This is a genomic window from Paenibacillus sp. 23TSA30-6 (assembly GCF_014858585.1).
Classification (GTDB): domain Bacteria; phylum Bacillota; class Bacilli; order Paenibacillales; family Paenibacillaceae; genus Paenibacillus.
On sequence record NZ_SLTL01000022.1, the window covers coordinates 32,381 to 43,852 of the forward strand.

General features: G+C 49.7%; 12 protein-coding genes. All 12 read left to right on the plus strand.

All coding sequences use genetic code 11. The features are described 5' to 3' along the window. Positions 1 to 131: 131 nt before the first annotated feature. The 12 genes from mazG to hpt all read left to right on the plus strand — a co-directional run bounded on the left by mazG (position 132) and on the right by hpt (position 11,400). On the plus strand, positions 132 to 1,628 hold the full coding sequence (gene mazG / locus E0698_RS18845) for a nucleoside triphosphate pyrophosphohydrolase (RefSeq protein ID WP_192512560.1): 1,497 nt from the start codon (positions 132 to 134) through the stop codon (positions 1,626 to 1,628). 302 nt (positions 1,629 to 1,930) lie between these two features. Next, positions 1,931 to 2,203 (plus strand): HU family DNA-binding protein, encoded by a 273-nt coding sequence (locus tag E0698_RS18850; RefSeq protein WP_007428028.1) that lies wholly within the window; start codon positions 1,931 to 1,933, stop codon positions 2,201 to 2,203. Then, positions 2,203 to 2,481: an RNA-binding S4 domain-containing protein gene (locus tag E0698_RS18855; protein ID WP_014599342.1), complete on the plus strand. Its 279-nt coding sequence runs from the start codon at positions 2,203 to 2,205 to the stop codon at positions 2,479 to 2,481. Before E0698_RS18850 ends, E0698_RS18855 begins: the two co-directional genes overlap by 1 nt. A 149-nt stretch (positions 2,482 to 2,630) precedes the next feature. Beyond that, positions 2,631 to 2,915, plus strand: coding sequence for a sporulation protein YabP (gene yabP, locus E0698_RS18860; protein WP_014279048.1), 285 nt, complete (start codon positions 2,631 to 2,633; stop codon positions 2,913 to 2,915). Next, positions 2,912 to 3,490 carry a spore cortex biosynthesis protein YabQ gene (gene yabQ / locus E0698_RS18865; protein WP_149096291.1) on the plus strand — a complete coding sequence of 193 codons (579 nt, stop codon included), beginning with the start codon at positions 2,912 to 2,914 and terminating at the stop codon, positions 3,488 to 3,490. Before yabP ends, yabQ begins: the two co-directional genes overlap by 4 nt. Positions 3,491 to 3,494: 4 nt before the next feature. Beyond that, positions 3,495 to 3,824 (plus strand): FtsB family cell division protein, encoded by a 330-nt coding sequence (locus E0698_RS18870; protein WP_044646042.1) that lies wholly within the window; start codon positions 3,495 to 3,497, stop codon positions 3,822 to 3,824. A gap of 123 nt (positions 3,825 to 3,947) precedes the next feature. Further along, positions 3,948 to 4,475, plus strand: a complete 528-nt coding sequence (locus tag E0698_RS18875; protein WP_025683065.1) for a S1 domain-containing RNA-binding protein — start codon at positions 3,948 to 3,950, stop codon at positions 4,473 to 4,475. Between the two features lie 514 nt (positions 4,476 to 4,989). Then, positions 4,990 to 7,497 carry a stage II sporulation protein E gene (spoIIE, locus tag E0698_RS18880; protein WP_192512561.1) on the plus strand — a complete coding sequence of 836 codons (2,508 nt, stop codon included), beginning with the start codon at positions 4,990 to 4,992 and terminating at the stop codon, positions 7,495 to 7,497. Between the two features lie 126 nt (positions 7,498 to 7,623). After that, complete coding sequence (locus tag E0698_RS18885) at positions 7,624 to 8,373, plus strand: vWA domain-containing protein (RefSeq protein ID WP_134911730.1); 750 nt, start codon at positions 7,624 to 7,626, stop codon at positions 8,371 to 8,373. Then, entirely contained in the window at positions 8,357 to 9,298 is a 942-nt protein-coding gene (locus E0698_RS18890) for a protein kinase domain-containing protein (RefSeq protein ID WP_134914524.1), read from the plus strand. Before E0698_RS18885 ends, E0698_RS18890 begins: the two co-directional genes overlap by 17 nt. Before the next feature lie 66 nt (positions 9,299 to 9,364). After that, positions 9,365 to 10,813, plus strand: a complete 1,449-nt coding sequence (gene tilS, locus E0698_RS18895) for a tRNA lysidine(34) synthetase TilS (protein ID WP_192512562.1) — start codon at positions 9,365 to 9,367, stop codon at positions 10,811 to 10,813. A gap of 47 nt (positions 10,814 to 10,860) precedes the next feature. Continuing rightward, positions 10,861 to 11,400 (plus strand): hypoxanthine phosphoribosyltransferase, encoded by a 540-nt coding sequence (hpt, locus tag E0698_RS18900; RefSeq protein WP_014279057.1) that lies wholly within the window; start codon positions 10,861 to 10,863, stop codon positions 11,398 to 11,400. The last annotated feature ends 72 nt before the right edge of the window (positions 11,401 to 11,472 follow it).

The following is an 11,472-nucleotide window of genomic DNA, read 5'->3' on the forward strand; positions in this document are numbered from 1 at the left end:
TGGGGTAGCCATTTTATGAGCCTGTATATACTTTGTGGTATAGTAGTGCCAAAGCAAAGGAAGCGGAAGCAGGCAACGCGCCGTATATTTACGGAGTGTGTGCCACGTTTCTGCGGAACGGAGGATTGGACATGAGCGCAATACTAACAGTCGTAGGATTAGGCTCGGGAGACCCGGATCAGCTTACGATAGGGATATTGAACAAAATGCGGGGCGCTTCGGCGCTGTATCTGCGGACGAAGGAGCACCCGGCAGTTAAGGTACTGGATGAGTTTGGAGTGGCCTTCGAGTCGTTTGACACCGTGTATGAGACAAAGGAATCTTTTCCAGAGGTATACGAGGAAATTACCAGTCAGTTGATAGCAGCTGCTAAAGCAGCGGACGGAAGCGAAATCGTCTATGCCGTTCCGGGTCATCCGATGGTAGCGGAAGCGGCGGTACAATTGCTCAAAGAGCGTTGCCCTGCGCAGGACATTAAACTGAACATCCTTGGCGGCGAAAGTTTTCTGGATGAAGCTTTTGTGCGTCTGGGTTTTGACCCGATTGAAGGTTTCCAGTTGTTGGACGCAGGTACGCTGGATGCGAGCTGGCTTCAACCTCAGTTGCACACGCTGATCGGACAGGTATATGACACGTTTACGGCTTCGGATGTGAAGCTGTGTTTAATGGAGCGCTATCCTGACGACTATGAGGTCTATGTAGGTCATGCGCTTGGTGTGGAGGGCGAGGAAGCGGTGCATAAAGTGCCACTGTACGAGTTGGATCGGGTGGAGGGCTACGGAAACTTGTCTCTGGTGTACATACCGCGCAGTGAAAATGAGGCGCTGAAACGGCGTTCTTTTGACCGTCTGCATGAGATTGTTGATATTTTACGCAGTCCGGAAGGTTGTCCATGGGACCGGGAACAGACACATCAGTCGATCCGCAAAAATTTGATCGAGGAAACCTATGAAGTCATCGAAACGATAGATGAGGACGACCCTGAGCACATGAAGGAAGAGCTGGGTGATCTGCTGCTGCAAATTTTGCTGCATGCCCAGATGGAAGAGGAAGTCGGAACCTTCAATGTGTATGATGTGATTCAAGGGCTGAATGACAAGCTGATATTCCGCCATCCGCACGTGTTTGGAGACAATCAGGCGAATGATGCGGAAGAGGCGCTGCAAAACTGGGAACAGATGAAAGCCGAGGAAAAACGGATGAAAGGCACAGCGTCAGCACAACCTTCCGTACTGGATGGTGTCCCGCGTGATTTGCCTGCTCTCATGAAGTCGTACAAGCTCCAGAAAAAGGCGGCAAAAGTAGGCTTTAACTGGGAGAACATTGAAGGTGTATTCGATAAATTGGACGAAGAAGTGGCTGAGCTGAAGGAAGCAGTTCGTGAGGGACATTCCGTGGATGCGCAGTTGCTGGAGTTGGGCGACGTGCTATTTGTGGCCGTGAACGCAGCCCGTTTTATGGGAGTTGATCCGGAAGAGGCGCTGTCGGCCACCAACCGCAAATTTGTCGACCGATTCCAGTACATTGAGGAACGATTACGCGAGCAGGGACGACGTCCCGAGGACAGCAGCGTAGATGAGATGGAGACGTACTGGCAGGAAGCGAAAAAGACTCTTGGCAGACACTAGGCCGTAAAGGCTGAAAATCCCTTTGTGAAGCGTGTCGGTTTGAGAAGACTTGCCAATGGGGAGGCTTTTGTAGTAGGATGTTGGCTTAACTGGGGTCGAATTAAAAAACGACTGCCATTGCAGGATTTTTAAGGCCAAGCCAGAATAACTTGTAGTAATTCTGAAAATAACTGTTTTCTACGGGCAACCGTATTCCAGTTGTGTTCAGAGCGGCTTCGGCCGGAGTTTGACCTCACGTCTGCCCCATTTCATGGACATGCAGCGCGATGATTATTTTTTGATATTTGGGAGGCTTTTAACTTATGAACAAGACAGATCTGATCAACAATATTTCCAGCAAAAGCGGTTTGAGCAAACGTGACGTTGAAGCTGTATTGAATGGCGTTCTTGGTGAAATTACAGATGCACTCGCCAGCGGTGACAAAGTGCAACTGATCGGCTTTGGTACTTTCGAAACGCGCAAGCGTTCCAGCCGTACAGGCCGCAATCCACAAACCGGTAACACGATTGAAATTCCAGAATCGACCGTTCCTGCTTTTAAAGCCGGTAATAAGCTTAAAGAAGCCGTTAACTAATGCGTCTTGATAAATTCTTGAAAGTCTCGCGGCTGATTAAGCGGCGTACGGTAGCCAAGGACGTCTCCGAACAGGGGAGAGTCGTGGTGAACGGACGCGAAGCCAAGCCGAGCAGTGCGGTCAAAGTAGGCGATGAAATTACCGTCCAGTTTGGCCAGAAGCTGGTGACTGTGCGAGTGGAACGGCTCGCCGACACTACACGCAAGGACGAGGCTGCAAGTATGTACACATTAGTGAAGGAAGAGCCCATTGCCAGAGACAATGGTTTGAACTGGTAACTGGATCTAACTTTCTAATATGCAGTACATTAAAGCATCCCTTCATATTTACATGAAGGGATGCTTTTTCTTATGCAGTTTCTTATTCGTGCAGTTCTAAATCCCGTTGTCCCCTTCATAAGCTAAGAACAGAAGGAGGGGTACATGCCATGATTGAACAAGGGAAGCCCAAGCACCATGACCTGCGCATGCAAAGCCGAAAGCAGCTCGACATTTCAGGCGTCAGCAATGTGGAGAGCTTCGATAGTGAAGAGTTCCTGCTTCAGACCGAGCTGGGTCATCTCACCATTCGCGGACAGCATTTACATATCAAAAACCTCAGTCTGGAAGAGGGGCTGCTGTCCATTGAAGGTCTGATTACTTCCCTCGTCTACCTGGAGCCCGGGGCCCCGGCCAAAAACGGAAAAAGCCTATTCGGCAAGCTCTTCAAATGAACCCTCACACACAATGGCTGACATTGACGTGGATGCTGTTGTCGGGCATAGCCATGGGAGTGGTGTTCGACAGCTACCGGGTGCTGTCCATCCGCTTTCATTTTGCCCGTTGGAGCATTCATATGTTGGACGTGCTGTATTGGGTGGCCTCGGCCCTGTTTATTTTCCGTGTGCTGTACGCGAGTAATCGCGGTGAGCTGCGGTTTTATGTCTTTTTAGGACTACTTTTGGGGGTTTGGCTCTATTTTTGGGCCTTTAGTGTTACAACCCAACGTTTTGTGGTAATGTTATTAAAGATAGTCCGCAGACTGACGTTGATCGTGAACAGCATACTGCGCATCCTGATTGTTCATCCGGTGTTGGCGCTGTATCGGCTGGTACGCAAGCTGGTCGGATGGACATGGGCACTCATTGTGTTCCTGGGAAGGATGCTGATATACATCCTGATGCCGGTTTGGAAGCCGCTCGTTTGGCTGATCGGTCCGCTTAAAGCGCGCTGGAGGACTCCAGAATTGCTTGTGAAGCTCGGCATCAGACTGAAAAACACAGCAAAAAGATGGTTTGGAAGGAGGTAGTATCATGCGTAATTCGTCTGTAGATCGCCATTCATCTCCTACGTCCAAGTCCAACGCGGGCGGGCGCAGGCGAATCATGATTTGGTTGCTATCGCTTGCCGCCTTTGGTAGTTGGGCTATTTTCACCTTTTTTTCTCAAGGTATGATTATGGCCGATCGAAGTGAACAGCTCACCCAGAAGGAAAAACAGAAGCAAGCTGCTACACAAACGGAACAACAGCTCCAAACTGAAGTGAATCGTCTCAAGGACCCCGAGTATATCGGAGAAATTGCCAGAAGCAAGTACGGTCTTTACAAACCGGAAGAGACGCCGATCATCGGGGAGCAAAAATAGGCGCATCATCGGGCCAATGCTTAGTTGACCTTGGTTCCGCCATTTTGTATAATCAAATCACCACAGCGGGATTTTTTTGCAAAAAAATCGGTTGTATATTTTAAGGGAGGATCATTTTATTCTATGGCAATTGAAGTGGGCACCAAGTTAGAGGGCAAAGTGACAGGCATCACGCATTTTGGAGCATTTGTGGATTTGTCTGGAGGTGTCACGGGTCTCGTTCACATCTCGGAAATCGCCGATAACTACGTTAAGGATGTTAACGATCACCTGAAGATTAATGATGTCGTGACGGTGAAAGTCATTAATGTTGACAAAGACGGCAAAATCGGACTTTCCATTAAGCAAACGATTGACAAGCCGGCAAGTGAAGCCCGTCCGCCAAGAGCTCCAAGACCGGAGCGCACAGGAGGACCAGGCGGAGGCGACCGTTTCGGCGGTGGAGGTTCAGGTCCAAGTCAAGGACGCGGAGGCGGTGGTGGCGGTGGTTTCAACCGCGATCGTGGAGGCCGTTCGTTCAAGCCTGCACCGGGTAAACCTTCATTTGAGGATAAAATGTCACGCTTCCTGAAAGATAGTGAGGAACGCATTTCGTCGCTGAAAAAGAACACCGAAGGTAAACGCGGAGGACGCGGCGCGAAGCGTGTTTAATTCACTTTGACAACCGTATCAACCATACACGGAAAACCGTACAGTCGAAAGACTGCTACGGTTTTTTTGCGTTCTGCCGACAATAGTTGAAATACGTGCAGGGCGATGGGAGCGTGGGAGATCCATCTGACTGTAATCTTGCATGCGTTTTATGATATTCAAGATTTGTTGAAGAAAAAGCAGGGCAATCAAGCTGAAAAGTGGACGTTTTTTTTGTCGTGTGGACATAATCGTCCGACAAACTCCAACGGTTTTCCGTCTATCTTCTGGGCTAATCGCTAGTCTAAGCGAAAGTGTGGGCGACAGGAAGAGGTCTTGTAAGGAGAGGGAGTTCGTAATTACCATACGCTTCCAAGCGGGCGTGGCTTGGCATTGGGACGGATGCTCTGTGCTTTCGCGCAGAACGTTTTTTTGTCGGAAATTTCTTGGAATAAGACGTGAGGTTCTGACAAACTTTCTCAATCGTTCCGGTTTAAGATGGGAACATCAAATTGATGAATGGGGTGCCTGACGCATGATGGAGAAATGGAACGTGGTACATTTTCCAGGGTTGAAATCCAGAAAGTCCAAATCTAAAGAACGTACGGAAGGTTGGTCTTCCAGACTCAAGAAGCGGCTGGATTCACATAAAGCAGTGCAATGGGTAACGGCGCAAAGATGGATGCTGCTATTGTCTGCTATGGGATTTTTACTGGGACGCGCCACCATTTTGGACGAGCTATCCCCTTTTGCCCTCGCTTATTTTGCAGTCATCATGTTCCTGCGGCGTGATCTGATGCTGCCTGTGGCTGTATCGGTCGTGTTGGGCAGTCTGCTTGCCCCTTATCCATCGTTGTTCATGATTGGCGGCGAGCTGCTTGTATTCTATCTCCTGTATCGCGGGTTACGAGCCTTTGATCGGCTGGAATTATCTTATGCCCCGCTTATGGTTTTCCTGTCTGTATTTATGGTCAATTTATTTTACGCCGTGATGGCCCCGTCCTTCACATGGTATGACCTTATCATCGTGGGAACGGATGCGGTTCTCAGCTTTATGCTGACACTCGTTTTTACGCAGGCCATTCCATTGTTTACGTATCGCAAAAAGACAAGCCAGCTCAAAAATGAGGAAATTTTGTGTCTGATTATTTTACTGGCCTCTGTGATGACGGGAGCGGTAGGATGGACGATTCACTCACTGTCTGTCGATCATGTGCTATCTCGCTATTTGGTCTTGGTGTTCGCCTTGGTGGGGGGCGCTTCGCTAGGTGCTTCGGTCGGTGTGATTACCGGTTTAATTTTAAGCTTGGCCAATATGTCTGCGATTGTGCAGATGAGCTTGCTCGCATTTGCCGGTTTGCTGGCAGGGATGCTGCGAGAAGGGCGAAAAGGCGCAGTGGCGCTAGGGATGTTGCTAGGTTCCTCAATTCTGACGATCTATTTGGACGGGACCGGGGACGTGCTGACATCAACCTGGGAGAGCTGCGCGGCGATTCTATTATTCTTAATGACCCCAAAAAGTTTCTTTAAAGCGGTTTCTACCTATGTTCCTGGTACGCAGGACCACGCCAAATCCCAGCATGAGTATGCCAAAAGGGTCCGTGATCTCACTGCCGAGCGGGTAACGAAATTTTCCCGCGTATTCAGTCAGCTATCCCGCAGCTTTCACCAGATATCTGCGAGTGAGAGCGCGAAGTCGGATGGTGAAATCGAGCATTTTATGAACGCTGTGGCGGAGGGAACATGTGCCTCCTGCTTTAAGTGCGAGCAGTGCTGGGACGGAAAGTTTATGCAAACTCATCAGTATATGACGGAAATGATGAGTGCGATTGAGGAGAATCCGGATTTGGAGCCGGAGCAGATGCCGCCACAGTGGAGCAAGGCGTGCGCCAAGACGGGCGCGGTGCTGCAAGTGATGAAGCAACAGTATAGCCTCTATCAGCATAATATGCAGTGGAAACGCCAAGTATACGACAGTCGTCAGCTTGTTGCTGACCAGCTATCTGGCGTGTCACAGATTATGGAGGATTTGGCGCGGGAAATTCAGCGTGAAGGGCAAACGATGCATCGGCAGGAGGAACAAATACGAGAGGCGCTTGATCGGCTGGGCTTGTCCATACAATCCATTGAAATTATTAATCTGGATGCAGGCCAAGTAGAAATTGAGATTGTCCATGCCTATACAAGGGGATTTGACGAATGCCGGAAGATCATTGCTCCACTGCTGTCGGACATATTGGACGAGCATATTGCTGTGATGCGCGAAACGGCGGCAGATCGCCGCCAGGGATTGGCCACGGTCATGTTTGGCTCCGCCAAAACGTATGAAATTGCCACAGGAGTAGCAAGCGCTGCCAAAGGAGGGGACTTCTTCTCGGGAGACAGCTACAGCATGATGGAGCTGGGGAACGGAACCTTTGCGGTCTCTTTGAGCGATGGCATGGGCAACGGAGAGCGGGCGCAGCAAGAGAGCAGTGCGGCGCTTAATATTTTGGAGGAATTACTGCAATCCGGTATGGATGAGAAACTGGCGATCAAGTCGGTCAACTCGGTCCTGATGCTGAGATCACCCGAGGAAATGTATGCTACGGTCGATATGGCGCTGATTGATCAGTATACGGCCCGGACGACATTCATGAAAATTGGGTCAACGCCGAGCTTTATTAAAAGAGGGGAGGAGGTCATTCCTGTATCTGCCAGTAATTTGCCGATTGGCATTATACAGGATATTGAAATTGATCTGGTGTCGCTTCAATTACAGCCGGGTGATATTTTGATCATGATCACAGATGGCATATACGACTCCCCGGGTTATGCGGTAAACAAGGAAATATGGATGAAGCGCATGATTCAGGAAATTGAAAGCGATGACCCGCAGCAGTTGGCCGACTGTCTATTGGAACGAGTTATTCGCTACCAGCAAAATCAAATCTATGATGACATGACGGTAGTTGTTAGCAAAATAGATCATTTCCGCCCAGAATGGGCCACGCTTCATGTACCGGGTATGAGCTGGATGGAGCGCCCGCGTACGGTTAGCTGAATAGACATTGCCCGGGAAATTCCGCCTCCATTTTAAAAATCCGTATTCTTCGTTTGAATCGTTCCAGATTCGGCAAAGATAGAATCTATCGGAATAGATTACGAGGAAGCGGGAGGTCAAAAAGCTATGAAGCAAATTTTGATCATTACAGACGGATGCTCTAATGTGGGTGTCAGTCCGGTCATGGCGGCGGCTCAGGCTTTACAGGAAGGCATTACGGTGAACGTAGCCGGAGTCATAGATTACGGGACGATTGGTGAGCTTGGAAGTACGGAGATTCAGGAAATCGCTAAAGCGGGAGGAGGTTTTAGCCAAATTGTAGGCACGAAGCAATTGGCGCAGACCATGCAGATGATGACGCGCAAAACAGTGGTTCAAACGATTCAGCAGGCGGTTAATAGAGAGTTAACGCATATTTTGGGTGAGGGGGGCGCCCGACATATCGGTGAACTGCCGCCGGCCAAACGGGCACAGGTGGTTGAGGTGATGGATGAACTGACAGAAACCAGCGCTTTGGAAATTGCTTTGCTCATTGATGCCAGTGCGAGCATGAAGCCCAAGCTGCCTGCTGTAGAAGACAGCATTCGGGATTTGCTGCTCAGTTTACAGTCCAGAAGCGGGCCTAGCCGTATTTCTGTCTTTCATTTTCCGGGGGGACGGATGGGTGAAGATGCGGTCATGGATATGGGTTGGACCTCTGAACTTAGCCAGGTCAAGTCGATATTCGGCCGTTTGCGGATGAAGGGGGCGACTCCAACGGGTCCAGCCATTTTACAAGTGATTGATTATTACCGATATGTTACACTAGGGGAACAGAAAGATATGGAAGAATCCTATGGCAAAGGAGAAGGGATGCTCGGTGACTACGTCGTCTGATCCCGTTCTTGCACCCGGAACGGTCATCAAGGGCAAGTGGAAGCGGAGCAGCTATGTCATTCAGCGTCTGCTGGGCCGGGGGGCGAACGGAACTGTATATTTGGTAAAAGAGGCACAGGCAGATCGACAATTTGCTCTGAAAATGGGAAAGAACACGCTTGATCTGCAATCAGAGATTAACGTGCTGACCACATTGCAGTCGCAGGGAACCCAATCCGCTCTCCAGCAAAACGGACATCCATCCTTTTTGTTCGAGGTGGACGATGTATCCTTGCGTAGCGGTGGGGAAATACCCTTTTATGTCATGCGATACGTCAAGGGAGATCCGCTTCATCGTTTTGTGGCGCTCAAGGGAGCGGAATGGTATGGTGTGGCTGGAACTGGCATACTTAATCGTTTGGCTGATCTGCATCAGGCAGGATGGGTATTTGGCGATTTGAAGCCTCAAAATATTTTGGTCAATGCCTATGGAGAAGCCGAGTTGATTGATTATGGCGGGGTGTCCCTTGCGGGACGGAGCGTTAAGCAATTTACAGAATGGTATGACAGGGGATTCTGGAATGCGGGTAGTCGAAATGCCGATTCCCAGTATGATCTGTTTGCCTTTGCCCTTCTAACTATTCATATATTGGAGGGCGAATCGTTAAAAGTAGCTGCGGGCAGGCTGCCACAGCTACGTAATACGGCGGAATTGACCATCATCATTCGCCGTAGCCGTGTATTACGACCCTATGCCGAATGGCTGGTGGGTGCAGTGCGTGGAGAATATCCCGATACCCGTGTGGCGGCTCGTTCCTGGTCGCGTCTGGCTTCTGCGCATGTCAGGCAATCGTCCGTGAAAAGAGGAAATCCGCGCTGGCTGGGATATGCTTTCACGCTCTCGCTTTTGCTGCTTGCCGGAGCGCTCTGGATTGCGCTAAGGTAGCGGCAGGACTTACATAAGATAACAGATGATCATCATTTTTACGGTCGGCAGAAAAGAGGGTCGTGAATGGGAACAACAAAACCGACCGGTGTTGTACAGGAAGTGCTCGCCCTCGCGCGAGATCATTCGCTGTGGAGCCCCGGAGACCGCATCGTGGTTGCTGTATCCGGAGGGCCGGATTCGGTGGCCCTTTTGCATATTTTACATGAGATATCCGTCGTACATATGCCTTTGCAGCTCGTCTGTGCACACGTCCATCATGGCTTCAGGCCGGAGGAATCGGATGCGGAGGCTGACGAGGTACGCCACATGGCTCGGAAACTTGATGTTCCGTTTGAAATGATTCGGGTTGATGTGCCTGTTTATATGAAGGAGAGCGGCAAGGGGCCGCAGGAAGCGGCTCGCGAGCTGCGCTATGCCTTTTTGCATGATACGGCTGCAAAGTGGGCGGCACAGCATATTGCGATGGCTCATCACGGGGATGATCAGGCCGAAACCGTTCTTCTGCACTTGCTGCGCGGTAGCGGCCCGGCGGGTCTGGCGGGTATGCGGCTGACACGCAAGGAAAAAAATGTGCAACTCATTCGCCCGTTGCTACGTATGTACAAGGCTGACCTGATCGAGTTCTGCAAGTTTCATGACCTTTCCTATGTAACGGACAGCACCAATTTGTTATCGAAATACCGTCGTAACGCCATTCGTATGGATGTGCTTCCTTTTTTGGGGCAATATAATGAGCAACTGACACCGTCCCTGAACCGGCTGGCCGAAACGATGGCTGAGGAAAATGATTTTATGGAGGCATCCACGCTGGCGGTGTACGAGGAATTAGTACACTTGGATAATGGCAGGCATATGTTTTCCATTGCTTCCTACCGCAAGCTATCCGTTGCTTTACAACGGAGGTTGATTAAACTAATATTAAATTATCTGCCTTCGGACAGTGAAAATTTAGATTTTCGTAAAATTGAGACCGTTCGACTGAGGCTTCTCCAGGAACGGCCGTCCACGTGGAGTTTGGACTTGGGCGGCGGCGCGGTTGGAGTCCGCGAATATGACCAAGCGGTTTTGTTTGACCGTACGCAAGGCGTTATGGGCGAATGGTGCTATGGACTGGACGTATTGCCTATTTCCGGTGAGCTTGAATTGCCTGAGGCGGGTGGTGTACTTCGGTGGCGAAGAACTTCCTATTCGGATGGACCCAATCCGCCGAATGAGGAGGAAGCGTGCTTCGACGCGGATGAATTAGCCCTGCCTTTGACAATACGCTCGCGATTACCTGGAGATACCATGTATGTAATGGGATTAAACGGAAGAAAAAAGGTTAAAGATATTTTCATTGATGAAAAAATACCTCCTTCGCTGCGTCCCATTATTCCCGTCGTCTGCGACCACTCCGGAGCTATTCTCTGGATTCCGGGCGTGCGGCGTTCTGTACATGCCGCGGTGCAAAAGCACACGTCTTCGGTTATATATATGTCATGGCAAAGACAGGAGAGTCCAGGGCATCGGTAATTGCGCAGGAACGGCTTTCATAGTATAAACTTAGGAGGTTTACACCGTTGCAGAATGATATTCAGGAAGTATTAATCAGCGAAGAAGAAATTCAGAGTAAAATCAAGGAATTGGGCGCACAGCTCAGCGTGCAATACGAAGGAAAGAATCCGCTGGTGATCTGCGTGCTGAAGGGTGCGTTTATCTTTATGGCGGATTTGGTTAAAGCTATTACAGTACCATTGGAGCTTGATTTCATGGCTGTATCCAGTTACGGTGTGTCCACCAAATCATCGGGCGTCGTTAAAATTATTAAGGATTTGGACGCTTCGGTTGAAGGACGCGACGTTCTGATCGTCGAAGATATTATCGACAGTGGCCTGACGTTGACTCATTTGATTGAATTGCTTAAGAACCGTAATGCCAATTCGGTATGTGTCGTAACCTTGTTTGACAAACCTGCCCGCCGGACGGTTAATCTTGAAGCTGATTATACCGGCTTTACTCTTCCGGATGCGTTTGTTGTCGGTTATGGTCTGGATTATGCCGAGCACTACCGGAACCTCCCATACATAGGGATTTTGAAGCCGGAAATCTACACCAGCTAATCTCAGCCTCCAGTCCTAGGACTAAATAGGGTCCTTTGTTGAGAAGGGCTTATAGGCTATGGTAAAATAACT